Source organism: Cytobacillus oceanisediminis, from assembly GCF_007830235.1.
Lineage (GTDB): Bacteria > Bacillota > Bacilli > Bacillales > Cytobacillaceae > Cytobacillus > Cytobacillus oceanisediminis.
Genome location: NZ_VLKI01000006.1, coordinates 75,082 through 101,971 on the forward strand (window position 1 = coordinate 75,082; position 26,890 = coordinate 101,971).

Below are 26,890 nucleotides of genomic sequence, written 5' to 3' on the forward strand. Positions count from 1 at the left end.
TGTCTTTTAAGTTTTCTCTCACCGCCGATGCAATATGCAACCATATTAATCCTTGATTTAATGGGTAAATTAATTTTAAGAATTCTGATCAAAGCAGAGGTGCCAAAATAGTGGATAAAACTAGAGAACTGATTAAAGCAATTCAGAATGAAGCCTATTCATACAATACATCATCTGATCTGGACCGAATTATTGATTCTATCGGTGATGCAAAATTTGTTTTATTAGGTGAGGCTTCTCATGGGACATCTGAATTTTATACTGTCAGAACTGAGCTATCCAAAAAGCTGATCGAACAAAAAGGTTTTAATTGTATTGCAGTGGAAGGGGACTGGCCTTCATGTTTCAACGTTAACCGGTATGTTAAGGGTTATGAGCAAATGAGTTCCCATGAGGCCCTGCAAGATTTTAACAGATGGCCTACTTGGATGTGGGCTAACGAAGAAATCAGGCACCTCACTGAGTGGCTCCATGACTTTAATCAATGTACTGATAGGAGAAGCCAAAAGGCCGGTTTTTATGGTATTGATGTGTACAGCTTGTGGGAATCAATGGAGGAAATCATTAAACTGCTTGAAAAGAACGGGTCAACTGAATTGGAGGCGGCGAAAAAAGCATTTGCATGCTTTTGAGCCATTCCATCGGACCCCAGAAAACTATGCCGTGTCTGCGGCTTTTTATGGTGAAGGCTGTGAAAAGGAAGTTGCTGAACTTCTTCTTAAAATTAAAAACAAATGGGATACAGCAAGGGATCAAGAAGAAACCTCCCTAAACCTTTCGATAAATAGCCTTGTTACGGTAAATGCCGAAAACTATTACCGCGCCATGGTAAAAGGCGGTCCAGATGATTGGAATATAAGAGACCACCATATGGTAAGTGCTATGGAGGAAATTTCCAAACATTACAGCCAAGACACTAAGCTGATTGTTTGGGAACATAATACCCATATTGGCGATGCAAGAGCAACGGATATGCAAGAAGAAGGCCTTGTCAACGTAGGACAAATCCTCCGTGAAAAATACGGAGAAGACCAGGTTTTTGCACTTGGATTTGGAACACACTCCGGGACGGTTGTAGCCGCGGAAAAGTGAGGCGATGATATCCAAGTAATGAAAGTGCCGCCAGCACAACCGGGAAGCTGGGAGGATGCCCTCCAAAAAGCTGGGGACGGCAATAAAATATTGTTATTTACAGATAAAAACCGGGACCTTTTTGGTGAATTCATCGGCCACCGGGCTATTGGAGTAGTATACAATCCAGAATATGAGCAGTATGCGAATTACGTACCTACACAGATTTCCCGCCGGTATGATGGGTTTATTTATATCGAGAAGACGAGGGCGCTAAAGCCTATTTCATTACCAGCCCAAATCACATAATTTATTCAGCTTTCTTATATCCAAAGTTATCTGTGAAAACGTTCACAAAACAGACACCACTGAACCTGTATGGCAGTGAATGAGGGTGGTATAATATAGATGTAAAGGAAATACAAAAACTCCTTAACATCTTAGGAGACTCAGCCATATAGTGTTCGTTCCGGCTGTCAGTGAACGAAAGCTAAAAAATCCTTTACAGCAGAAAAACAAACTAGGGAGGTAAATAACTTTAGTTAACAGGATGATTTAAGCAAAAGAATTAGTTAAAACTCACTGTTGATTGGAGCGAAAATCAACACGCAGCTAAACAGAGCTAAGCATAAAAAAGGATCCATAAATTATTTCCACCAGATTAAATGAAAAACTTCTGTCTAATGCTCCAAATGGAATAGGGCTTACACAGAACAGGATCATTTAAACTAAAGGCCTTTCGAGGATGGAGGGCTGGGAACTTAATAAGTGTATCCATGTAAGAGAATAGACTCTATTCAGGGAAGATAGTGACGATTTCTCTTATCCATTGCCAGAAGATTTCCTTCTTGTACTCAAAAACCTGTTATTCTAAAGTTAAATTTGACTTGACCAAACCTTTCTACAAGGAATTTGTTTTCAGCAAAAAAATGAGTCTCACAAAAGTGTTTTTCCAGAAAAAGATGGTTCAGTAAGAATGAACTAATTACACGGAACAAACACTCCATCAGCTGCCAGATTATCAGTTCTCGAAAATGGGTTCAAAAAAGCTGATGTGCATGGTTGGGTCCCCTAAGATGTTAACCGAAAAACCCCTCCGAATCGGAGGGGTTTTTCTTTTATTCATAGCTGTTTTCCAATTCATCGACTAAAGCACCTACATAGCTCACAGCTTTGCGGATAGCATCCGGCTTGGACATATCGATGCCTGCACTCTTTAATAGTTCAAGCGGTTTTTTAGTTCCGCCCGCTTTCAGGACATTTAGCCAGCGGTCAACAGCAGGCTGACCTTCTTCTTTGATGCTTTGTGCCATCGCTGTAGAGGCCGTTAATCCTGCGGAATAGGTGTATGGATACAGTCCCATATAGTAATGCGGCTGTCTCATCCAGGTTAAAGCTGCTTTTTCATCAAGTTCAACCGAATCACCCCAGAACGCGCTAAGTGTGTCATATTTTTGATCTGATAGTGTTTTTGCAGTCAAAGGCACACCTTGTTCTGCCAAGTTATAAACTCTGCGTTGATATTCACCTTCTAGAAGGTGAGTAACAAAATTGTGGTAGTAGGTTCCAAGAAGCTGGAGGATTATCCAACGCTTCATTCTTTTATCGTCAGTTCCATCCATTAAATGCTGTCCCAAAAGCAATTCATTAAGCGTGGATGGTGCTTCTACAAAGTAGGTGGAAGGGCGCGTATTCATAATGCGCTGATATTTATTCGCCAGATAAAAGTGACCCGCATGTCCAAGCTCGTGCGCTAGAACAAAAGCGCCGCGCATCGTATCCGTCCATGTAATCAAGATAAATGGGTGCGAACCATAAGGGCTTGAACAAAAGGCGCCTGTCGATTTCCCTACATTATCCGCAAGATCCACCCAGCGTTCAGTCAACCCTTTTTCCATTATTTCTAAATACTCCGGCCCCATCACCTTAAGAGCTTCCAAAATAACCTTCGATGCATCTTCATATGTAGTTACAGGATTGAATTCGGAATCTAAAGGAGCCTTTAAATCACAAAATAGCATTTTATCCAACCCTAAAACCTTTTTCTTCAGCTGTGCAAATCTGCGCATATGGGGAGCAAGCTCTTTTTGGATTATATCAAGCTGATTATGGTACATTTCCTCTGTTACCTGCTGTGAATCCAACAGCATCTGTGTAACAGAGTTGTATTTTCTTAATTTGGAAAAAGTGACTTGCTTTTTGACTTCAGCAGAATAAGCGGAAGCAAAGGTGTTATTATAGTTTTCCAGTGAATCAGTAAAGGAAGAATACGCATTTCTGCGAATGGTTATGTCAGGTGAAAACTCGTAGCGATCCTCATATAGGGCAAAAGAGTTTGGAAGCTCATTGCCTTCACTGTCATGAAAAGAAGAAAAGGGCATGTCAGCCAGTTTTCCAGCCTGATAAACATTATATGGAGCTCCTAGAACTTCCCCTAATGCCGCAATGGCTTCCTCTGTTTCCGGAGATAGCCTGTGCTCCTTTGTTTTCATCAAATCAGTAAGCTGGTTTTTATAAGCCACAAGTTCAATTTCTTCTTCTATGTATTTTTCAACCGTACCATTCGGCAAGGCTAAAATCTCAGATTCAATAAAAGAAAGAGCAGATGCAGCTTTAGCTCTCAGGGAAGCAAGCTTGGATGAATTCGCTTGATTAACAGGGTTTGTTCCATCTTCCGATTGGCGCAGCATAGCGTATGTACCCGCCTGGACAAGGCGGACTGAAAGTTTCTCCTGAGCGGAAAGACAGTTAATGAAAACTTGCGGCCCTTCATGAAGCTTGCCTTTAAACTGTTTAAAAATAGAAAGGTCCTCTTCAATGCTCTCCATTTCTTTTTGCCAACCTTCCCCAGTGGCAAATAAGTCCTCTACATTCCACGTAAGATCTTCAGGTACCTCGAAGCGTTTTAATCTTGTCACAACTGCTTGAACCATATGGTTTCCCTCCTATTTCGACTCTCTAAATAATGAGATTATCAGACAATTATACAGGAAGAATTTATAATTTTATATATTTTTCTAACATTTAATAAATGCAAATTTTTTTCTGTAATACAACAGATGGAAGAGGATATTAAAATGGGGAAGATGTGTGTATGTGGGTTTTTCATCAAATAAGGAATAGGTGAGCGGCCATGACGCTGATTTTTTTTCAAAGAGAGAGGAACATGGGCGTCATAGACCGTTCATGACGGCGATTCTCTTCTCAGAGAGAGGAACTTGGGCGTCATAGACCGTTCATGACGACGATTCTCTTCTCAGAGAGAGGAATTTGGGCGTCATAGAACGTTCATGGCGACGATTCACTTCAAAGAGAGAGGAACTTTGGTGTCATAGACCGTTCATGACGACGATTCTCTTCTTATAGAGAGGGATATGGATTTCATAGAGCATTTATCAGGACAATACTTTTCCTGAGAAAGAAAAACATGGTCCCCAAAAATGGCTTAAAAAACAGGGCACACACAGACCATAAAAAAAACGGAAGGACCCCAATCCTTCCGTTTCTTGTACACTATTCCATTTTCTTTGAAAGGCAGCGGTCACATTCCATTAAATAAGATTCAGCCTGTTCCTTGACTGTTTGCCCGCACTCCGGACATACCTTTTTAGGAAGGTTTCTGAAAAATTCAACTGGACTTTTAATCATGATTTTTTCCTCCTTTTTATAATACAGTTTATTTTATTATCTTCTGTTGTAGTACAGTATATACTGTTTTTTTTCAAATGTGTAGTCCTTTGCCTAAATTTTTTTAAAATTTTTTTAACTTGCAAAAAAGGAAAATGCTGATGGTTTTTTCAATATAGGACAATGGGTATACAAAGGTATCAGATAGTAGTGAGGGGGGTTACTGGTGGATATACAGCAGAGCCAGCAAAAAAACAGGAACCATATAGATAAAATGGGTACGGAAACGATTCCCTGGATAAGAAGGTTCGCACGCCTTGGCTATATGGCCAGAGGCTTTGTATATATGATCGTCGGGATATTGGCTATGATGGCTGCAGCAGGGGCAGGAGGGAGCAAAACAGATACTGGAGGAGCTATGCAGTCAGTTGCCACTGTGCCATTTGGTGAGGCACTCTTATGGGGCGTAGCCTTCAGTTTATCTGGCTATGTTCTTTGGAGAATTATTTTAATTATTAACGATCCTGAAAAGAAAGGATTTGGAATAAAAGGCATCGCTGCAAAAATATCCTACCTTTTAAGCGGCATCATTTATGCCAGCATATCCTACGAGGCGTTCGCGATAGCCATTCATGCAGCCAGCGGCAGCAGCAATGAGAAGACCCTTTCTGCAAAACTTCTTCAGCAGCCTTTTGGACACTGGCTTGCCGGCATTGCAGGCATAATTATTATCGGGTATGGATTTTATGAAATATATAATGCATATAGTGGAAAGTATAAGGCGGAATTCCGAGAATGGAAGATGAGTAAAAAAGAAATCGGGATTGCTGTCAAAGCAGGCAAAATAGGCCTTACAGCCAGAGCAGTCGTAATGTTTATTATTGGGTACTTTGTTATACTGACAGCCATTACATCTGATCCGGATAATACAATTGGAATGGATGGAGCACTTGCCAAGATTTCAGCCCAGCCATTCGGGCAGGTTTTGCTTGGAGTTGTAGCCTTTGGCCTATTTCTGTATGGAGTATACCTGATTTTGAAAGGACGATACAGAAAGATTAAACTAAATTAGGGCAAAATAGGCAGGGAGCGAATAATCTGAGTTAAACAATTCTTTATTTAATTTTCCTTTTACCTCTTCCATGGCTGTAAAGTTTCCATTACAATCAAATTTGAAACTGTTTAGGATGAGGAGGCTGATAGCCCGTAATGACTGAAATTGTTGTATCTTTTAATCCTATATTAATATTTATAGCCGTTATTTTAACCATTATGGCTTCTTATACAGCATTGGATCTTTTTACTTTAATTAAATCCTCTGACAAAAATCAAAGATTTTTGTTTCTGGGCGGTACTTTTTCGCTGGGTATCGGCATTTGGATCATGAATTTTATTGGAATGGTCGCAATCAATATCAACGCGTCAGGCAATTATAATATTCCGCTTACGGTATTATCCGTCGTTTTTGGCATTTCATTTACAGGCATGGCCTTTAATACCGTGATTGACCGACAGCCAAAAACAAGCTACCTTGTGACGGGAAGCTTCTATTTAACAATGGCAGTTCTTTCCATCCATGTTACAGGGATGTATGCCATGGGTATGAATGTCCAATTCGATCCTGTTGTTTTTTTCATATCAACATTGCTGATATTCGTCTCATTTTTCTTTTCACTTTGGATGCTTTTTTACTCAAAAAATCTTGCGTATTCCAAGCATGTCTGGATAAAACCATTAAGTGCACTTATCATTACTGGAGCAATCGTTGAAGGATATTTTCTTCTTATACGCTCGTCTTCTTTTTATTCAAATGGCGGAATAGACAAAGAAGGAGCGGCGCCTGAAACCTTTCTTATATACCTTGTGTTTTTTGCAGCCATTCTTATCCTGAGTGGCCTTATTGCTTCCAGTACATTAATCAGCAAGCGTTTGGATGCCAGCGACTCTCATTTAAGAGATATTCAGGCTGCACTTGATGAATCATCTATTGTGGCCATTACAGATCCTAAAGGAATCATCACTTATGTAAATGATAAATTTGTTGAAATCTCGAAATACGAAGAAAAAGAACTGTTAGGAAAGAATCACAATATCTTAAATTCCGGGTACCATCCACCTGAATTTTTCCGTGAACTTTGGAAAACAATTGGTTCGGGGAAAATATGGCGGGGGGAAATTCGGAATAAAGCAAAGGACGGAAGCTACTACTGGGTGGAGACTACAATTGTTCCGTTTCTTAATAAAAAGAATAAACCTTATCAATATGTTTCCATCCGGACTGATATTTCCGCTTTAAAATCTGCTGAAGCAAACCTCAAAGACTCATTAAAGGAAGTCAATGATATAAAGTTTGCACTTGATCAATCATCCATTATTGCCTTTACAGATGAAAAAGGCCTCATTACAAATGTAAATGACAAGTTCTGTGAGATCTCCAAATACAGCAGAGAAGAGTTGATCGGCCAAAATCACTCTATCTTAAATTCCGGATTTCATTCCAGGGAATTTTTCAAGGACCTATGGAAAACAATTGGCCAGGGTGATGTGTGGAAAGGCGAAATTCGGAATAAAGCAAAAGACGGCACTTATTACTGGGTTCATACTACAATCGTTCCGTTTTTAAATGATAAGGGAAAGCCTTATCAATACCTTGCGATCCGAAATGATATTACGGAACGCAAGAAAACGGAGGAAGTGCTCCACCGCCAGGATAAGCTTGCCGCAGTTGGACAGCTGGCAGCCGGTGTTGCACACGAAATACGCAATCCTTTGACATCCATGAAAGGATATACAGAATTCCTTCAGCTGGATGAAACAAATGAAGAGCGACAAGAGTTCTTAAATATCATCCTGGATGAAATTGAACGAGTGAATAATATCGTTGAGGACTTTATGGTTCTGGCCAAGCCGAAGGCCGTGGAGCTGAAAGAAAAGAATATCATTCCTGTTATTAAAAATGTTCTTTCATTAGTAGAATTTGATGCACGTAAAAGAAAGGTGAAAATTCATTTTGAATATGAAAAGGACATCATTCAAATCGAATGTGATGAAAATCGTCTGAAACAGGTATTCCTGAACTTTGTAAAAAATGGAATCGAAGCAATGCCGGACGGAGGAGATATTACAGTCCGTGCAAGCATTATAAACAACCAAGTTCAAATAGCCATTCAAGATACAGGAGTAGGGATTCCTGAAGAAAAGCTGAAAAATATTGGTGAACCTTTTTATACAACAAAGAAAAATGGAAATGGCCTCGGGCTAATGGTTAGCTTTAAAATCATTGAAAGCCACAACGGCAAGGTTTATATTGAAAGTGAATTAAACAAAGGAACTACATTTAATATTCTATTGCCTGCAAAATCTGCGTAGCCAATCCCACTGGGGTTGGCTTTTTTTTGATTAAAATTCACTAAAAATTCTTAATTATTTGGTCTATTTATTAACGGCAGCATTTAGAATAAAAATAGAAGGTCGTTTCACGGATGCTGAATAGTCGATCCAAATCTAGTGACTGCGAATTATGAATGTAGGGCTAATTGGAAAAACCGAAAAGGGGGTAATTTTATGGAGACAGCGAAGCCCGTTAAAACCGTATGCGGATATTGCGGTACCGGATGCGGACTTTTGGTTGAAGTAAAGGATAATCAGATTACTAAAATCAGGGGAGATAAAGACGCACCCGTAAACAAAGGACAAACCTGTGTAAAAGGAGCTTTTGCCTATAAGTACGTCCATTCAAAAGACCGTTTAACATCTCCGTTAATCCGCAGGGCAGGACAGCTTGTCGAATCAACATGGGAGGAAGCATTAACTGTAATCGCGAAAAAGCTCACTAAGATAAAATTCGATTGGGGACCTGACGCCATTTCCATGTTTGCATGTGCCCGTTCCACAAACGAGTCCAACTATATTACCCAAAAATTTATGAGAGCCGTTATTGGCAGCAACAATATCGATGGCTGCAACCGAACCTGACATGCTCCATCCGTCGCCGGTCTGGCGACTGTTTTTGGAAGCGGTTTCCCTACAAACACGTTAGACGATTTCGATCAGGCAGAGGTTCTGCTGCTTATGGGCTCCAATACAACTGAAGCACATCCTATCATTGCCAACCGCATGAAAAAGGCTGTGAAAAACGGGCTTAAAATCATTGTGGCTGATCCAAGAAAAATTGATATGGTGAAATTTGCTCACCGTCATCTACAAATAAATATCGGATCGGATATAGCGCTCATCAATTCATTAATAAATACCATCATTAAAGAAGGGCTATATGACGATGAATTTATTAAAGCCAATACCATCGATTTCGATTTATTGAAACAGCAGGTTAGCCAATATACGCCAGAGAAAGCTGCTGAAATTACCGGTTTGAAACCAGAAGAGATAATTGAAACAGCGAGGGAGTATGCAAGTGCCAGCAATAGCATGATTGCATATACCTTAGGAATAACTGAGCATCATTGTGGAGTAAACAATGTTTTCGATATCGCCAATTTGGCTCTTTTAACCGGCCATATCGGCAAGAGAGGCAATGGTATCATGCCGCTAAGAGGACAAAATAATGTTCAGGGTGCTGGAGACATGGGATGCCTTCCTAATTTACTTCCAGGGTCCAGGAGCCTTACTGATGAAACATACCGGAGGAGATTTGAGAAAGAATGGGGAGTTTCATTAAATCCCCATGTAGGAAGCACTCAGACACGGACATTTGAAAAGATGGAAAACGGTGAAATAAAGGGTCTCTATATTATAGGAGAAAATCCTTTACTGGCAGATGTAAATTTAAACCACACCCGTACTTTATTCAATCAACTGGACTTGTTAGTTGTGCAGGATATCTTTCTTACTGAGACGGCGAAGCTTGCTGATGTTGTACTTCCTGCAAGATCCTGGGGAGAATCGGACGGAACTTATACGAATACAGACAGAAGAATTCAAAGAGCGAGGATAGCAGTAGAATCACACCCTCAGGTGAAGGAAGACTGGGAAATCCTTTGTGAGCTTTCCGCTAAAATGGATTATCCAATGTTTTATCAAAATAGTGAGGAGATTTGGGATGAGGTCAGAAGGCTCGCAAAGGAAATGTACGGGGGCATTTCATACAGTAGGCTGGATAATGAGTATGCTATCCATTATCCTTGCCCAGATGAAAACCACCCAGGCACACTTGTATTGCATCAGCATCTTCACGACCAAAACCGGGCTGATTCCAGAAAATCGCCTTTTGTGCCGGTAAGCTATACACCGCCAATTGAATTGCCGGATAATGACTACCCTTTTACATTAACAACAGGCAGAAGGTATGAGACCTATAATACTCATACCCAAACCCGCTTTTATGCTGAAGGAGTAAAAATAAAACAGCCTGAAGAAACGTTGGATATGCACCCGGAAGATGCATCTGCGCTTGGTATTGTCAATGGAGATACAGTAAAGGTATCTTCTAGGAGAGGGTCACTTGAGGTTAAAGTGAAAGTAACAGAACAAGTTGTTCCAGGACTTGTTTTCATGAGCTTCCACTGGCACGAGGTACTAACCAATGTCCTTACAATTAATGAATACGATCCTATTTCCGGTACCGCCGAGTTCAAAGCTTGCGCAGTAAATATAGTTCCTGCAGATAAACAAAAAACTAACTAATAAAAATTGCAATTAACAATGGGCTATTTTGAAAATAGCTCTTTTCTTTTGGGGAAATTCAATTCCAATTTTAACCTTGATTGTCAACCTACTCCTATTTAATTAAAATCTTTATTAAATTCAACGTGTTTCACTATTTCAGAAAGAAATCTTGATATAACAGTATCTATAAAATAATAAGAGGAAAATAAAAAATCTAATTATAAAATAGTCTGATATTTTGATACATTCCTGTTATATTCCTGTTATATCCGTAACGCGTTTATTATCTCTTTGTTCTTTTATAGAAAAAAATCCATGTTATTATTAATCTCGTTAGCTCAAGACAAGCTATACAGGAGGTTTTAACAACATGAAGAAATCTTTACTATCTTTTGTAGCCGCTGCTGCAATTACAGGAACAGCAGGCGCAAATGTACAAGCGGAAGAAGTAACAGTTAAAAAGGGAGATACTTTATGGGGATTTTCCCAGCAATATAATACACCAGTTGACATGATTAAAGAATGGAATGGTTTATCTTCTCACATCATCCATCCTGAAGACACACTTGAAGTATATCCAGAAGAGAAATACATAGTATCAAAAGGCGATACTTTATGGGATATTGCAAGAGAACATAATGTAACGGTAGACGCGATCAAGGAATGGAACAACATAAAGTCTGACCTCATTTTTCCAGACGAGGAATTTACTCTATATCCAAATGCAAAGGCAGTAAAAGCTGTTTCTGTTACACCAGCTAAAGCATCTGCTCCTAAAGTTTCAAATGATAAGGCAGACGCAAAGCCGGCCGCAGAGCAAAAACAGCCTGCTGAAAAACCGACACCGGCACAGCAAGTTGAAGAAACAAAACCTGCTGCTGAGTCAGCTAAACCTGCTTTAGAATCCAAACCAGCTGCTGAAACAACTAAGCCTGCTGCGGAATCTAAACCCGCTGCTGAAACTGCAAAGCCTGCAGTCACTGAAAAACCGGCTGAAGCTGCAAAAGAAGAAACAGCTCAACAAGTACTTACTATGGAGGCTACAGCTTATACGGCTAATTGTGAAGGCTGCTCAGGGATCACGGCTACAGGTATTAACCTGAAGGAAAATCCAAATCAAAAGGTAATCTCTGTTGACCCGAATGTTATTCCATTAGGAACAAAAGTCCATGTAGAAGGCTATGGGGAAGCAATTGCAGGGGATACCGGCGGAGCCATTAAAGGAAATAAGATTGATATCTTTATACCTTCCAAAGAGGATGCCATAAACTTCGGAAGACAAACAGTTAAAGTTACAATTCTTGATTAATAGAATAAAAGAAAAGGAAGGCACCTCTTTAGGAGCCTTCCTTTTCTTTACTCACTTATTTTATTTTTCTTCCTGGTTAACCAAAAAACTGTGTACCGGTTTTGCCAGCTGTTTAAATCTTTTTTCAAACCTTTCGGAAAGGTGGGAAGCCCGTTCATAAACAATTGATTTAAGATTATCCAATTGTCTTGTTATTTTTTGGGTGATTGCTTCCTGTTGGTCCAGCCGCTCCATTACCGTGTTATGGAACATCTCCTGAACATCCAGCTTTTTGGATATTTCTTCTATGATTTTCTCTTGTGTATTAAACTGTGCTGAAGCTTCCTCTGAAAAGGCTTCGAACTTATCAAATTTTCTGGAAAGCGCTTGAGTGGCCGCATCCTGACAGGACACCTGTTCAAGGATTTTCTGATGGACAGGCCCTTCTTTCTCTAGTGCTTCCATGATTGTTTTATTTATTTCTTCCAATGAAGTCAATCTCTCAAGCAGCAATTCATTTTCTTTTTCACGATGATTTATAACATCAACAAATCTTGCTATAAAGTCATCCTGCTTTTCAATTTTGGATACCAGATTCTCAAAATGATGATTCTGCATGCCAGCAGCTCTCTTTACAAGCTTATTCATATCCGAAAAGGATACTTCCAGCTGGGTTTGCATATCTCCGTAACTCTCTGTCAAACAGTTATTAATCTTTTGCTGCTCTTTTATTATTTCCTGCAGATAATTAAGGCGGTAAGTATTCTGATTTGAAGCTTTCTCCGATTGACCTAGGAAAAGCTTCGGGTTCCCTTTTTGATTTACAGAAAAGGACATAGAAACACTCCTCATTTTTCGGATTTCTTTGCTATATGCTATGCCTATTAGCTTTAAATGAATGGGCACTCTCCCAAGTAAGGGCTAAATAATCAGTTTAAAGGGTTCTTTTGGGCATATAACCCTTTTTGCAAGGAAACGTTAATTAAAAGGAGGAGGGAAGTTATGCTGAAAAAGAATAAACTAAAGAACGAGCCTACTATTGCACCTGGGATAGACGATTATGAAGAGCTGAACCAAAAGGCCTCGGAAGAAGAAGTGGAGAAGGGAGAATACACATCAGTTACTACTTTATCCCTTGATGAGGCAGACCCAAGCTGACCCTTGAAGTATCAGGGGTCTTTTTTAATTTCTTTAAAATGTGCTGAGTAGTTTAAAATAAAGTTTAATAATAAACAAAAAAGTTTCGACATTTGTAATAAAACTGTTGCAAAAACTCGAAAAATAGTTAAATTGGTAATTGTCAGTCAATTGGGAATAGCGAATTTGCTTGGCTACATAGGGAGTCAACCAATACTACCTCTAAAACAAAAAGAAGGAGAGGACAAAAAAATGAAAAATTTATTATTCTTACTTTCAGCCATATTGCTGATGGTCGTTTTAGGAGCATGCTCTAACGAAGAAGCTTCTAAAGGGGAAGAAAACAAGGAAGATGCAGCAGCTGCAAAAACAGAAGCAGCTGATGAATCGAAAGAAGTGCGCTCAGCCCTTCTTAGCTACCAAGGGGAAGTGACTAAAGTAATTAGAAACACAGAAGCAAGCATTACGGCAGAAGATCAGGATGCAGCAGAGGTAGCAGCGGCATTTGAAAAGGATGCAAAAGCAGTATCTGTTCCAGAAGAATTAAGTGACTACGCACAGGATATCGAAGCTTCGGTTGAAAGCTTATCTCAATACTATGCTAAAAAGGCTGAGCTTTTAAAAGCTGGTTCTGAAGAAATGGCGGAAGCAGAGCCATTCAAAGAAGAATACATTAATACAATGACGAAAGTTTTCGAAGATGTCGAGCTCTCTGCTCCAGTCTTCAACAGCGTTTTCCATTAAACTAAAAAAGGATGGTTCCCGAAGTCCTTCGGGCCATCCTTTTTTAGTTTAAACCTATGTATAGAATGCCGGAAAAGCACTCTTACCTTTTTTCCGGGAGGAATACTTTTATATTACTCTGCTACATTCCTAAGGAATATCATGGCCCATCGAGCTCTGCAGAATTTCGAACCAATGATCTCTGTTAAGATGGTGCTTCAATGCATCAACCGCTCGTTCAATTCGTTCTTTTTTGCCTGAACCAACAATTGGCATAATGCGTGCAGGATGATTTAATAGCCAGGCATAAAGGACTTCATCAATGTCACTTGCACCGATTTTTTCAGCAACCTTAGTAAGTGTATTTTTTAAACGTTCCGATTTTCCACTATCTCGTCTGAAGATTTTCCCTCCGGCTAAAGGAGACCAAGCCATAGGGGGGATTCTTTTTTCCTGGCATAGGTTTAATGTGCCATCCTCAAAGTTCTCAAGATGATAAGCAGAAAGCTCAATTTGATTCGTAATCAATTTGAAGTCCAAATAAGATTGCAGCATCGTAAATTGATGGCTTTTAAAATTTGAGACTCCAAAATGCTTAACCTTGCCGGAAGTCTTTAACTCTGTAAAAGCCTCTGCAACTTCGGCAGGATCCATAAATGGGTCAGGGCGATGAATCAACAAGGTATCTATGTATTCAGTTTGCAGATTCCTCAACGACATTTCTGCAGAGGAGATGATATGTTTTTTGCTTGTATTGTAGTGGTGCGATTTATGATCCGGCCGATTCGGCGACTCAAGCACAATACCGCATTTTGTAACAATCTCCATCCTGTCACGAAGCTCCGGTTTTTGCTGAAGAGCCTTTCCAAAGAGAGCCTCACACGTATAGCTGCCATAAATGTCCGCATGGTCGAATGTCGTAATTCCCAGCTCAAGGCAATGTTCAATTATACCGATAACTTCCTTATCAGAATAATTCCAATCGGCTAATCTCCATAACCCATGAATAATCCGTGAAAATGACAAATCCTCTGCCATCTGTACTCTTTCCAAACTGTTCAGCTCCTTGATTGTTTTTTGCATTGTTATTATCTCTGAAATTGTACATAAAACCAAATTATTCGTCTTTTTATCCAGTCTAGTTCATTTTATTATTTTATTTATTTAACATTGAATGAATTTGCGATAAGAAAAAAGCCAGTCCTATATATTTTACATTTATAATCCTGCCATAGATTACATTTCTATGCGTATAAATTTTTTCTCAGGACATATCCAGTGTTTCTTTGCGCATAGAACGTTTTCTCTGCACATAACCGGTTTTCTCTGCTCATAGCGCGAAAAAACGATAACTCATTTTCCAACCTAGACAACGGCAATTTCATATAATTGGTACAGTCAATACCTAAATTCTATTGGAAAGAATATACGCTTATATTTTTGGCGTCGGACGGCAAATTAATGAATAAAGATAGGAGGTTACAGAATGGATAAGCTCATGATAAAAATATTTAATATTATTTTATTAATCCTTGCCGGCTCCGTGATAACCAGAAACGGCTATATAAAAAACCAAATGAACTATTGGGTGAGAAGAGCATTTTACAATTTTCTAAGAATGGCTACATAAAAAGGAGATGACTATTTTGTCATCTCCTTTTTATACACAAATTTTCTGAAGCGGCTCCACCATTTGTTCATGCAATATCATAATTTTTGAAGTAAAGGAACGGTGCTCTTCATAAGTGAATTGCAGTTCATGATAAAAATCAATTAGTTCCCTAATATTCGAAATCAGGTCTGCATCAAAAAGCCCTGAACGGTTGAGAAGAATATTTTCATATTTCTCTACAAGCTTTCTTGTTTTTTTAACCAATTTCCAGGCGTCCTTCATCCTTATCGCATCGTTCAGTTCAACAAAAAATTCAAGTAAGTCTTTTTGTAAGATTTTTTTGAGTTCCTGGTCGATCATGTCAATGGATGGAAGTTCACTCTCTTGAAAAACAAATTGCTGCAGCATAATTAAATCAGTTTTTACAAATTGTTCTTCAAATGCCTGGTAAATTCGGAATGTATTATAAGCATCATACATTGGATGGTGGGGCTCTCCGATAAACTCAAGACCATAAAACGATAATGCCTTTTCCACAGAAGGGGATTTACGTGCGGCCCTTTTTGTAAAAATAGCCTGGAAATCTACATATCTTTTCGTTATTTTTTCAATTGTGGCCTCATGCAGCTGATGTCTGATTGCGTCAGCTTTTAATCTTAAGAGGTCACTTGTTGACCACGAAAAGAACCGTGTCTTTTTGACGCCCCCAACCCAGTAAAGAAATTCTTTGAAAACTTCTGGAAAGTCATCCGCTCCTCTAATATCCGAATCTTTGATCCCAGTCAGTTCTTTGCAAAACGCACTTAAAGGGGATTGCTCCTGAGGACGGATGTACTGGTCAAACCCAGTGACTTTCCCTGTTTCAAGCTCATATTTAACCGCACCAAGGCGGATTGCTTCCATATCTTCAAAGAGCATTCCTTTTTGGTTGCATAGCATTTCAAAATCAAAGAAAACCAGCTGCTTTAACTCTGCCATTCATCCATCACCCCTTTTTCTTGTCCAACAAACTATTATATAGGAAAAATAGTTAATAAGGAAGGAACAGAATTATCCATTTAACTGGAAAGGGATAATTTGATGGAGAAATTACTGTACAAACATGGATATCGCAAGAGTTGCTAAAACTATTCAATGTGAAGATATACATCTTTTTTCCCAGCTTTGTACCATATCGGTTTACGATTTCTTTTTAAACGTTTACACTTAAAGAGTACATATTTTGCAATCGCTTTATCCTTAAGGCATTGCTTCCTGCATCTGTTTTACCTTTATATTTTTAAATTGAAAGGATGAATAAACAATGGGTATTTCTCTATCAAAAGGACAAAAGATTGATTTAACAAAAACAAATCCTGGATTGTCGAAGGTTATCGTTGGACTTGGCTGGGATACAAATAAATATGATGGCGGTCTGGACTTTGACCTGGATGCGAGTGTGTTTTTATTGGATGCAAACGGAAAATGCGCATCTGATAAAGATTTTATTTTCTATAACCAGCTTGAAGGCGGCAATGGTTCAGTCGTCCATACAGGCGATAATCGGACAGGGGAAGGAGACGGTGACGACGAGCAGGTAAAGGTAAACCTTGGAGCCGTTCCTGCAAACATTGAAAAAATCTCCTTTGTCATCACCATTCATGATGGTGAGAGCCGCGGACAAAACTTTGGACAGGTTTCAAATGCATTCGCAAGAATCGTAAACGAAGAAACAAATGAAGAAATCATCCGCTATGATCTTGGGGAAGATTTCTCCATTGAAACAGCTATTGTTGTGGGCGAACTATACCGCCATAATGGCGAATGGAAATTCTCTGCTGTCGGTTCAGGATACCAAGGCGGGCTTGCCCGAATTGCAACTGACTTCGGATTGCAGGTAGGATAAATTCCATTAGCCAGGAGAGCAGCTGCTTTTCCTGGCTTTTTTAAATAAGTGATTTTTTTAAAGGAGGGACTAATTTGGGTATTCAATTATCAAAAGGACAAAGAATTGACCTGACAAAAACGAATCCAGGATTAACCAAAGCAGTTATCGGATTGGGCTGGGATACAAACAAGTATAGCGGCGGACAAGATTTTGATTTGGATGCTTCTGCATTTCTTGCTGATCAAAATAGCAAATGTGTGAATGATCATGATTTTATATTTTACAACAATTTGCAGCATCCAAGCGGGGCAGTTGTGCATACCGGGGACAACCGGACTGGCGAAGGAGACGGCGATGATGAACAGCTTGTTGTAGATTTCACAAAAATCCCTGCCCATGTTCATCGGATTGGAATAACGGTCACGATTCATGATGCTGAAGTAAGACAGCAGAATTTCGGCCAAGTTTCCAATGCTTTTGTAAGGCTTGTGGATGAATCAAACAATCAGGAATTACTCCGTTTCGACCTTGGCGAAGACTTTTCAATTGAAACAGCAGTTGTATTCTGCGAATTATACCGCCACGGAAATGACTGGAAATTCAATGCCATCGGAAGCGGTTTTTCAGGCGGGCTAGCGGCCCTTTGCCGAAACTATGGTTTGCAGGTTTAATAACGCTTAGGTACCCATTAGGTAGGGTACCTTTTTTGTTGAATAGATTTTTTAATTAGGTTCTTTTCTCATAGATTGTTGTTTTTGCTTATGAATTCTGCCCGTTGATTTCCGCTGCGGGCACTCAGCGAACCCGCGGGGCGGAATGGGAGCCTCCTCGGCTTCGCCTGTGGGGTTTCCCACTTCCCTCCCTTCCCGCTGGAGTCAAGTGCCCTCCGCTACAATCAACTCAGTTGGTTATACTAAGTGATCCATCAAAAACAACAAACTTTACGAAAACAGCCTTTAATTAAGGCCCGTATTAACAGGAATATGGCAAAGGCAAATGAACAATCCCTATCATTAATGACACCGAAACCGACAAAATGGTCTGCCAACGGAACTAATCAACCTCTTTAGTACCACTGTAACGACAAAACGGCTTGCCATCGGAACTAACCAACCTCTTTAATGCCACTGAAACGACAAAAGGGCTTGCCGTGTAACTAATCATTGGTTAATACTCCCATACTTAAAAAGAAATGAAAGGGAACAATAGGTTTGAAAAACCTTGAGAGGAAGGGATGCAGCATGTCACTTGAATGGTTTGACAGGGTAAGCGGTGAATTACAGGATCATTTGGAATCAATTTGCAGTAAATATGATCAGATTGGACAGATGTCTATTGACAGGGGTGCCAAGCATCCCAGAATGGAATTTTTTATTGAAACAGAGGATAACGATAGAGAGTATTTTTGCACCCTCTTCTTTGATCCCCATAACGAAGAGTTCTATGTTGAAGACTTTGATTTTGAGCTTGGCCATACATCTAAAACCATGCTTTTTGATATCGAAGACATTATTGATACAGTCCATGAAAGCCTCCATGATTACATGAATGGTGAAGATGATGACTATTATGAATTTGAAACTGCTGAAGAGGACGATGTAATTTTTGCCTCTGAAGATGGAGATTATGTTATCGCGGATGAATATGAAGTTGTGGAAGATGAAGATGGAGATATTTTTGAAGAAGTAGATGTGGAATGGGAAACACCTGAAGTAACTGCTTTTTTCAAAGAAGATGAAGTGGAAGTTTCCTACCAGTTTGGAGTGGTCCAGGAAACTGGCGATGGTGTGCTTCGACGGGTTAATCGCATTTGGACAGATGAAGAAGAAATGATTAAAGATGAAGACCATTTTATCTTCAGCAAAGAAGAAGCAAGCACGATCATCGCCATGATTGCCAGCCACATGGATACCTTGAGCGGACATGAGGCTGATTATCAGTAAGGGCTGTATCCGACGTCTTTAGCATGAGTATGTTAAAATTCTCCTGATTAAGTATAAGGAAGTGGCTTCTCTTTGATGCCACTTCTTTAATATTCTAATTTAAATGGTTTCTTACTGCTTTTTGATGCATTTTCTTCCGCAATAACTAAGAGAAGTGGTATCATTCAGACCTTTTGACTCTATTTCTCAGTAAAAAGAATAAAAAACCAGCATAAAAAAGACCGTCAGACACCTTATTCAGTGTTGCCGCCATCAAAGGAAAAGCCTATTCCCAATGGAGTAGGCTTTTCTTATTTAACAAATAGCTTTCTTTTGCCTATCGGATTGCATTCTATCTTTGGTACTATTCAAGCATGCCTCCGCCATAAACTAATTAAAGGATAGGGGAAAAGAGGTGTAAAGATGGGGATTCATGTGATTCAATCAGGTGATAGTTTATGGGCAATTTCACAAAAATACAATATATCTATTCAAAGTATTATAACTGCAAACGGCCTGGAAAGTGCACCAAGAATTATTCCTGGATTGGCTCTCTACATTCCAGAAGGCGGGGCTGTAATCAGATCTTATATCGTTAAGCCGGGGGATACTCTTTCGAGAATTGCCCAGCGCTTCCAAACAAGTGTAAATGTAATCCTTTCAGCTAATCCGGGAATCAGGCCAGAATGGCTGTATATCGGACAAAAACTAAACATTCCTTCTCCCGTTAGATTAAGCATGCAAACTTTGGGTTTCATTGTCCCATATTCTCCTGATGCTTTCTTACCCATTTTTAGGCAGACAGCAAGAAGCCTGACATATATTGCCATATCAGCCTACTCCTTAACAAAGGAAGGCTATGCATATGCAGAACTTGAAGATACAAGAATCATTGCTGAGAGCAAGCGACTGAACGTTATTCCGCTTTTAATGATACGCAATCTGATAGGCGGGGAATTCAATGCTGAACTAATTGGCGGAGTTCTGCAAAATCCAGTATACAGACGGAACTTAATTTTAAGCTTGATGAATTTTATGAATCAAAAGGGCTATGGAGGCGTCAGTCTGGATTTTGAATTCATTCCTCCGCCGAGGCGCCAGGACTTCAGCTTATTTTTAAGAGAATTAAAAAATGCTCTTGGCTCACTTGTTCTCCATGTCAATGTCCATGCCAAGACAGAGGATATGCCTACGAACCGAATTATTGGGGCTTATGATTATAAAGCAATTGGGGAGGCTGCTGATATTGTGGCAGTCATGACCATGGATTACGGCTACCCGACTGGTCCCCCTGATCCGGTAGCTCCTGTATGGTGGGTAGAAGAGGTTATTAAATATTCCGTCACCAAAATCAGACCGGAGAAGCTTCAAATTGCTCTGCCTTTATATGGCTATGATTGGAGGACAGCAGACAATCTAACTCGCGCGTACTCCATGCTAGCCATTCAGAACATGGCCTTAAGCACGGGGGCCAACATTCAGTACGATTCTTATGCTGCCTCTCCATGGTTTAAATACTGGAGAGGGGCAGAAGAGCATCTTATCTGGTTTGAAGATATTAGAAGCATCACTGAAAAATATAAATTAATTGATCAGTATAGCCTTATGGGGATGACTTATTGGCAATTAAGTTTGCCTTTCCCGCAAAATTGGGCTTTTGCTGATAAAAATTTCACAGTTGAAAAGGCAAGAACTTAAATAATCTCTTTCATTTCCTCTTCAAAGTAGAACATTTTCGGATTTTCTTTGATTGTATATGTGTATTTTTTCATTTTAGCCACATAGCATGATTTATTGATTGTAACCTTCTCGCCCGTGTTAATTAAAATTACGGTATCATTTTGTTCAAATTTATTTCTGCGTTTCAATACTATCCCTGCTTTCTATACACCATTATTAAAAAGTGTTATTAATCCATTATCTCATACTTCGTGGGAATTAACCCTCTATTTCTGCTAAATGAAGCTTTATAACCAATAAACGGAAAGGATGGAAGCAAGCAGCCTCCATCTTTTCTTTTGCATATCGGCAAGTACATGATATATTAATCTAATTGAATATTTATATCGAACTAAATAAAGGAAGAGAGAAATGACTGCAACACTCACTTATATAAGAGATTGGCAAAAAGCGATCCTGGCTGAAATTATACATTTAAAAAAATACGGCAGTACCCGTTACTTAATGCTTAATGGGCGGCTGCTTTCAAAATCGGATTCATATACCTATTTTTTCGATACACCTTCAACCATTAAAGTTCCAACAGGATCTTCTATAAAAATTGAATGGGGAAGCAAGAAGGTTGAGGGCCGCATCCTTTCATCGGAAGGCAATAATGTAATCCTTGCCTTGGATGAGAATATAGGGATGGATTTGTCGGAGACTTATTTGCTTCACGATCCTTGGGAGCTTTTAGATCAGCTTTACCAGCGCTTAGAAGACATAAAGGAAAGCAAAAGGAAAAGTGCCAGAATAAAAAAACTGATGGACCCTTCCATGCCAGCTAAACATCCCGAAGATAAAATAAAAACAAGCACACACGAGCTGATTTTACGTTCCAAGTATAATCCGGTTACGTATGTATGGGGCCCTCCTGGAACTGGAAAGACCTATACACTTGCCCGTGTGGCTGCCAATAAGTATTTTAAAGGACAAAGCGTCCTGATCCTTGCCCACAGCAATCAGGCCATAGATGTTTTGATGGCCGAAATCTCAGCTTTTGCAGCAAATAAACGGAAAGTTCCGGACGGAGATTTGCTCAGATATGGTTCGCAGATTGGGTCTGCCTTATCAGATCATCCTTCACTGACTGCGAACTACCTTTTAAAAAAACACCATTCCAATCTTGCTGAAAAGAAAGACTCTTTATTTGAAGAGCGGCGATTGCTAAAGCATGATTTATCCCGTTCCTTCAGTAAAAGGGATTCCGATCAGCTTATTGACGTCGAAAAGAAGCTTTCAGGAATCCTAGAAAAAATCAGACAGAAGGAAATAGAGTTTATCAAAAGCGCATCTGTAATAAGTACCACATTGGCTAAAGCTGCGAGTGATCCGGCTATTTATGAGAAGAATTTTGATCTAGTTATTCTGGATGAAGCCAGCATGGCCTATGTTCCACAGGCAGCATTTGCAGCTTCTCTTGGTAAAAGAGTAATCATATGCGGGGATTTTAAGCAGCTTCCGCCAATTGCTGCCGCACGCCATAAAATGGCTGAAAAATGGCTGAGGGAAGATATCTTTCACCACTCAGGAGTGTCTGAGGCAGTGAAGGATGGATATTTGCATCCCCATCTTTTTCTGTTAAAAGAGCAGCGCCGGATGCACCCTGAAATTTCTGCTTTTTCCAATAAGCATATTTACCATTCCCTGGTGGGTGACCATCCCGATGTTCTTGCAGCAAGATCCGATATTGCCGCTTGCACACCCTTTTCAGGCAAAGCGTCCATTCTGCTTAATACTGCGGGCTCAGGAGAATATGGCATTAAAGACGGGAACACGAATTCGAGAATTAATTTGTGGGAGCTGCTGCTGTCTTTTCAGCTGATTCACGAATCCTATTTAGGAGGGAGCCGTTCGATCGGATATGTAACTCCATACCGGGCTCAGGCTGTATTAATGGAACAATTGCTTGGAGAATTGTATGAAAAAGAACTGACCGAAGCGGATATCATTGCGGCAACTGTCCATCGTTTTCAGGGCAGCGAGCGGGAAGTGATGATCTTCGATACGGTTGATTCCTTTCCACATGAAAGAGCTGGAATGCTATTGATCGGGAAAGAAAGCGAGAGGCTTTTAAACGTAGCCATAACGAGGACGAAAGGAAAGTTCATCCACATCTGTGATCTGAACTTTATCCAGAAACAAGTATACAGGAATAAAACATGGCGCCGGCTGGCTGACCATCAGCTGCAAAACGGACAGGCAGTCCATCCGGATAAAATAGGCAAATGGATCAAAAACCAGCATGCACGCCTTCAATGGATGCATGCACGAAAATTGGACAAAGTCATAGAGGATATTCATTCAGCACATAGGGAGATCGTTATTTCAATGCCGAATTCTGAAAAACTTGGAGAGGAATGGTCTAAAGCCCTTTCAATGAGACAAAAAAGAACGAAGCTGGTTTTACTTGCTCAGAATCCCATACCAGCCATTCAGGCTGACGAAGTAGTTCCGCATAGTTTTCCGTTTCCATTCCTATTAATTGATGGACAAATATTATGGCTTGGCATGCCTGCAGAGACGCATAAAAGGGCAAAACCGCCGTATGTAGCTGCAAGGCTGGATTCTGCGGTTGCAGGCACCTATCTTACTTCACAATTCAAACAGAGATAATAAAAAAGACGCCCATAAGGACGTCTTTTTCTACGTATTGCGGCGACCCGACTGCACTCCACATAGTGCATTGCCAATTAAGGCTGTCTGTCGTCTTATGCAATTAGCTCATCGCTTTACTAATATAACACTATTATTGAAAGGACACAAGACTTTTTTACTTGGAGTGCGCTCCATTGCAATCCTCCAGCAGTTCATTCAAAATATAATTAAACTAAAAACTGGGGTTGTGATCATTTGAATCTGAAACCATTAAAGGGTCAGCATCATGTTTCTGCCATAACAGCAAATGCCCAAAAGAACTATGAATTTTATACAAACACCCTTGGAATGCGTCTCGTAAAAAAAACAGTCAATCAGGACGACACTTCCATGTACCATTTATTTTATGCTGATGAAAGAGGAAATCCCGGAACTGACTTAACTTTTTTCGAGATACCAAATGCTGGCCGCACCTATCGGGGAACTGACAGTATTACCTGTACGTTTCTGCGTGTTCCAACCGATGATTCACTGCTTTACTGGAAAAAAAGACTGGAGGACCATGGCGTTTCTCATGAAGATATCCGTAAAGGAGGCACTAGAATGGTACTATTTTTTGAAGATTTTGAAGGCCAGCTTCTTGCCCTTATTTCCGATCAGGGTAATGGAGGGGTAAAAGGGGGGAGTCCGTGGGCTCGGAGTCCTGTTCCTCAAGAACATGGAATTATAGGGCTTGGACCGGTTATGCTGACAGTCTCCGATTTGGGACCGACAGAAGAAATGCTTACAGAGGTAATGGGTTTTCGAAAAAAAGGACCATACAGACTGGAAGTCAATGGAGAAAATACAGTCCACGTCTACGAAACAGGCGAGGGCGGAAACGGGGCAGAGATCCATATAATCGAACGTCCGGACTTGGCCCAACAGCGGCCAGGCCGCGGCAGTGTCCACCATGTTGCCTTCCGTGTAGAAGATGAAGAAGAATTAAGGAGATGGATTCAAAAGCTAAAGGAACAGCGGATTGCGAGTTCTGGATTCGTAGAAAGATATTATTTCAAATCATTGTACTTCCGTGAACCGAACGGGATTCTGTTTGAGCTTGCAACAGACGGACCTGGATTTGAAGGTGATGAACCCTTCGAACATTTAGGTGAAAAGCTGGCGCTGCCTCCATACTTTGAAGGTCAGCGAGAACAAATCGAGGCCAGAATAAAGCCGCTTAATACAAAAAGCCCATAGGATATATGAGGGATGAACATGAATGTTCGTCCCTTTCTATATAAAGGAAACCTTTATATAGAAACTTTTTATAGAGTTTGTTCGTTTAATATATAATAAGAGGAAACTATTTAATTGAAACAAAACAGAGAATAAGAAGGAGTCACCATGGATAAATTTCAAATTTTCAAGGAAGCTTTTGTGAGGTTTTGGCGAAAAAAACATTTAACACAAATACTGCTTCTTTTATTACTGACCATCATACTTTTGACGATCCTTTTTTTCGCATTTCTGGCCGCTACGGCAAACGTTGAGACACTTAAAGAAGGTTTAAGGCAATCCACCGTCATTTATGATAAAGATGGCGATGCTGCCGCAAGCCTGGCAGCTAACAGGGCAGAGGGTGCTAATATTGAAGAATTGCCGGATTATGTCGGCAATGCTGTTGTGGCTATTGAAGATGAACGTTTTTATAAACATAACGGTTTCGATATTAAAGGAATTGCGCGGGCATTTTTCAGCAATTTATTTGCAGGAAGAATTACCGGCGGAGGCAGTACCATTACTCAGCAGCTGGCCAAAAATGCTTTGCTTTCACCTGAGCAAACTTATAAACGGAAAGCCGAAGAGCTGTTCCTGGCAGTCGAGATCGAAAAAAATTATAAAAAACATGATATCCTGCAAATGTATTTAAATCAGGTGTATTTTGGCAGCGGCGCCTGGGGAATTGAACAGGCAGCCAACAAGTACTTTAGCAAAACACCTCAGGAAATAACCATCAGTGAAAGCGCATTGCTTGCAGGGCTGCTGCAATCTCCTTCCGCACTTGATCCCTATAACCATTATGAGAGGGCGATGGAAAGAAGGAATGTAGTCCTTGGAAAAATGAAGGAACATAAGATGATATCAGAGCAGGAGTATAAGGATGCTATAAATGAAAAAATAGTGCTGAAGGAAGGCACAAGAAGCAAGCAGGAAAGGAAATATCCATACTATGTAGATGCCGTTCTTGATGAAGCAATTAATAAATTCGGCTTAACACAGGAAGAGATTTTTACAAGAGGATATAAAATTTACACGGAAATGGACCAGAACCTTCAATCAAGCCTGGAAAATGTATATGATAGGGACTCTATTTTCCCGCCTGGCATGAATGGCGAAATCGTTCAAAGCGGTGCAGTCCTTATGGATCCGCAAACCGGGGGAGTCAGAGGGCTTGTTGGTGGCCGGGGCGAGCATGTTTTCAGAGGCTTTAACAGGGCTACACATATAAAAGCCCAGCCAGGATCGACTTTAAAGCCGCTGGCTGTTTACACACCAGCCTTAGAGGAAGGGTACTCACCTACTTCTATGTTAAAAGATGAGCCTGTAACATATGGAGATTACACACCAGCTAATGCTTCAGGGAAATATTCCGGTGAGGTGTCCATGTATAAGGCAGTAGAAGAATCAATCAATGTTCCGGCGGTCTGGCTCCTTAACGAAATTGGATTGGATAAAGGGCTGGATGCCCTTGACCGATTTGGCATCCCGCTTGAAAAAGAGGATGAATATTTAGGTATTGCACTCGGCGGCATGAGAAAAGGAATTTCACCGCTGAAACTGGCAGAGGCATACGCCACTTTCCCAAATGGCGGAAAAAGACATGATGCCCACTTAATTACTAAAATAGTCGGGCCGACAGGAAGCATAATTGCTGAACGGGAACGAAAAACCGTTAAAGTAACAACTAAAACCATTTCAAACCAAATGACTTCCATGCTTCTGAATGTAGTTGAATCTGGCACCGGAAGTGCCACGAAAATTGAAGGAGTCCAGCTTGCCGGCAAAACTGGTTCAACCCAGCTTCCATACAATGACATTAACGGAACAAAAGACCAATGGTTCGTAGGCTATACACCCAATCTGGTAGGAGCAGTCTGGCTGGGGTATGACCAGACTGACAGGGAGCATTATTTATCAAAAAGCAGTTCTGAAACAGCTGTACCTGTGTTCAGAGCGATTATGGAAGAAAGCCTTCCATATATGGAAGAGGATCAGTTTTCTACTAAATCTGTAAATGAAAAGCTGGCCAAGAAAGAGTTAACAGCAGAAATAGAGCAGACCATTAAAGATCAAGCAGAAAAGATAGAAGGCAAGCTAAGAGATGACCTTCCTGTATGGAAAGAAAAATTAAAAGAAGGCAAGCAGGAACTTGAGGAATTCGGTAAATTCCTCAAAGAAAAATGGGACCAGTTTAGTAATTAATCATGAAGCTATATAAGGCTCATTGTTGATTTTGGCATGATGTTGATTGGAGCGGAAGGCGCGACTCCTCGAAAATGTATACGCTTTTCCTTCGTGCGCTGTTTATTCGAGGATGATGGTTCGATATCCTGCGGGAAAATGCAGGTTGAAGGGAGACCCCCAGGTGAATCGCGCCGAAGTGTCTCCTGGACCGCCCTGGGTCGCTGAGCTGCTTGAGCGAAAATCAACACCCAAGT

Annotated in this window: 20 protein-coding genes and 1 pseudogene; 15 read left to right on the plus strand and 6 right to left on the minus strand. The window is 40.3% G+C overall.

Going from position 1 to position 26,890, the window contains the following annotated elements; all coding sequences use genetic code 11:
• The first annotated feature begins 110 nt into the window (after window positions 1-110).
• Window positions 111-1,380, plus strand: a pseudogene (locus IQ19_RS12270) (erythromycin esterase family protein).
• Window positions 1,381-2,189: 809 nt separating this feature from the next.
• Here the strand turns inward: IQ19_RS12270 and pepF are convergent.
• A complete protein-coding gene (pepF, locus tag IQ19_RS12275) occupies window positions 2,190-4,004 on the minus strand; it encodes an oligoendopeptidase F (RefSeq protein WP_144542688.1) in 1,815 nt (604 codons plus the stop codon).
• Between the two features lie 580 nt (window positions 4,005-4,584).
• The gene (gene yhfH, locus IQ19_RS12280) at window positions 4,585-4,719 is read right to left on the minus strand and encodes a protein YhfH (protein WP_110066586.1); all 135 of its coding nucleotides are present in this window, start codon (window positions 4,717-4,719) and stop codon (window positions 4,585-4,587) included.
• A gap of 205 nt (window positions 4,720-4,924) precedes the next feature.
• Between yhfH and IQ19_RS12285 the strand changes: the two genes are divergently transcribed.
• The 4 genes from IQ19_RS12285 to IQ19_RS12300 all read left to right on the plus strand — a co-directional run bounded on the left by IQ19_RS12285 (window position 4,925) and on the right by IQ19_RS12300 (window position 11,632).
• Complete coding sequence (locus IQ19_RS12285) at window positions 4,925-5,770, plus strand: DUF1206 domain-containing protein (RefSeq protein WP_242020980.1); 846 nt, start codon at window positions 4,925-4,927, stop codon at window positions 5,768-5,770.
• Window positions 5,771-5,907: 137 nt separating this feature from the next.
• A complete protein-coding gene (locus tag IQ19_RS12290; RefSeq protein WP_144542689.1) occupies window positions 5,908-8,067 on the plus strand; it encodes a PAS domain S-box protein in 2,160 nt (719 codons plus the stop codon).
• A gap of 195 nt (window positions 8,068-8,262) precedes the next feature.
• Entirely contained in the window at window positions 8,263-10,341 is a 2,079-nt protein-coding gene (fdhF, locus tag IQ19_RS28500; protein ID WP_144542690.1) for a formate dehydrogenase subunit alpha, read from the plus strand.
• A 352-nt stretch (window positions 10,342-10,693) separates the two neighbouring features.
• Window positions 10,694-11,632: a 3D domain-containing protein gene (locus tag IQ19_RS12300; RefSeq protein WP_144542691.1), complete on the plus strand. Its 939-nt coding sequence runs from the start codon at window positions 10,694-10,696 to the stop codon at window positions 11,630-11,632.
• A gap of 60 nt (window positions 11,633-11,692) precedes the next feature.
• Here IQ19_RS12300 and IQ19_RS12305 read toward each other — a convergent pair whose 3' ends face one another.
• Window positions 11,693-12,448, minus strand: a complete 756-nt coding sequence (locus IQ19_RS12305) for a hypothetical protein (protein ID WP_144542692.1) — start codon at window positions 12,446-12,448, stop codon at window positions 11,693-11,695.
• 165 nt (window positions 12,449-12,613) lie between these two features.
• Between IQ19_RS12305 and IQ19_RS28095 the strand changes: the two genes are divergently transcribed.
• Entirely contained in the window at window positions 12,614-12,769 is a 156-nt protein-coding gene (locus IQ19_RS28095) for a hypothetical protein (protein ID WP_181396074.1), read from the plus strand.
• A 231-nt stretch (window positions 12,770-13,000) separates the two neighbouring features.
• Window positions 13,001-13,492, plus strand: coding sequence for a hypothetical protein (locus IQ19_RS12310; protein ID WP_144542693.1), 492 nt, complete (start codon window positions 13,001-13,003; stop codon window positions 13,490-13,492).
• Window positions 13,493-13,621: 129 nt separating this feature from the next.
• On the opposite strand, the gene IQ19_RS12315 is transcribed toward IQ19_RS12310, so the two are convergent.
• Window positions 13,622-14,524 (minus strand): aldo/keto reductase, encoded by a 903-nt coding sequence (locus IQ19_RS12315; protein ID WP_144542694.1) that lies wholly within the window; start codon window positions 14,522-14,524, stop codon window positions 13,622-13,624.
• 433 nt (window positions 14,525-14,957) lie between these two features.
• Between IQ19_RS12315 and IQ19_RS27740 the strand changes: the two genes are divergently transcribed.
• Complete coding sequence (locus tag IQ19_RS27740; RefSeq protein WP_158638765.1) at window positions 14,958-15,101, plus strand: hypothetical protein; 144 nt, start codon at window positions 14,958-14,960, stop codon at window positions 15,099-15,101.
• Between the two features lie 30 nt (window positions 15,102-15,131).
• On the opposite strand, the gene IQ19_RS12320 is transcribed toward IQ19_RS27740, so the two are convergent.
• Window positions 15,132-16,061, minus strand: a complete 930-nt coding sequence (locus IQ19_RS12320) for a 3'-5' exonuclease (RefSeq protein ID WP_144542695.1) — start codon at window positions 16,059-16,061, stop codon at window positions 15,132-15,134.
• Between the two features lie 325 nt (window positions 16,062-16,386).
• Here IQ19_RS12320 and IQ19_RS12325 point away from each other — a divergent pair, with 325 nt between their 5' ends.
• The 4 genes from IQ19_RS12325 to IQ19_RS12340 all read left to right on the plus strand — a co-directional run bounded on the left by IQ19_RS12325 (window position 16,387) and on the right by IQ19_RS12340 (window position 20,570).
• Window positions 16,387-16,968 carry a TerD family protein gene (locus IQ19_RS12325; protein ID WP_144542696.1) on the plus strand — a complete coding sequence of 194 codons (582 nt, stop codon included), beginning with the start codon at window positions 16,387-16,389 and terminating at the stop codon, window positions 16,966-16,968.
• 74 nt (window positions 16,969-17,042) lie between these two features.
• Complete coding sequence (locus IQ19_RS12330; protein ID WP_144542697.1) at window positions 17,043-17,621, plus strand: TerD family protein; 579 nt, start codon at window positions 17,043-17,045, stop codon at window positions 17,619-17,621.
• A gap of 570 nt (window positions 17,622-18,191) precedes the next feature.
• Window positions 18,192-18,893: a hypothetical protein gene (locus IQ19_RS12335; protein ID WP_144542698.1), complete on the plus strand. Its 702-nt coding sequence runs from the start codon at window positions 18,192-18,194 to the stop codon at window positions 18,891-18,893.
• A gap of 402 nt (window positions 18,894-19,295) precedes the next feature.
• Entirely contained in the window at window positions 19,296-20,570 is a 1,275-nt protein-coding gene (locus IQ19_RS12340) for a LysM peptidoglycan-binding domain-containing protein (RefSeq protein ID WP_144542699.1), read from the plus strand.
• On the opposite strand, the gene IQ19_RS28100 is transcribed toward IQ19_RS12340, so the two are convergent.
• Window positions 20,567-20,740 (minus strand): hypothetical protein, encoded by a 174-nt coding sequence (locus IQ19_RS28100; RefSeq protein WP_181396072.1) that lies wholly within the window; start codon window positions 20,738-20,740, stop codon window positions 20,567-20,569. The genes IQ19_RS12340 and IQ19_RS28100 overlap by 4 nt on opposite strands.
• A 223-nt stretch (window positions 20,741-20,963) precedes the next feature.
• On the opposite strand from IQ19_RS28100, the gene IQ19_RS12345 reads away from it, so the two are divergent.
• The 3 genes from IQ19_RS12345 (at window position 20,964) to IQ19_RS12355 (ending at window position 26,654) form a co-directional block, all read left to right on the plus strand.
• Complete coding sequence (locus IQ19_RS12345) at window positions 20,964-23,207, plus strand: DEAD/DEAH box helicase (RefSeq protein WP_144542700.1); 2,244 nt, start codon at window positions 20,964-20,966, stop codon at window positions 23,205-23,207.
• Between the two features lie 237 nt (window positions 23,208-23,444).
• A complete protein-coding gene (locus IQ19_RS12350) occupies window positions 23,445-24,428 on the plus strand; it encodes a ring-cleaving dioxygenase (protein WP_144542701.1) in 984 nt (327 codons plus the stop codon).
• A 147-nt stretch (window positions 24,429-24,575) separates the two neighbouring features.
• On the plus strand, window positions 24,576-26,654 hold the full coding sequence (locus tag IQ19_RS12355) for a transglycosylase domain-containing protein (protein ID WP_144542702.1): 2,079 nt from the start codon (window positions 24,576-24,578) through the stop codon (window positions 26,652-26,654).
• Window positions 26,655-26,890 lie beyond the last annotated feature (236 nt).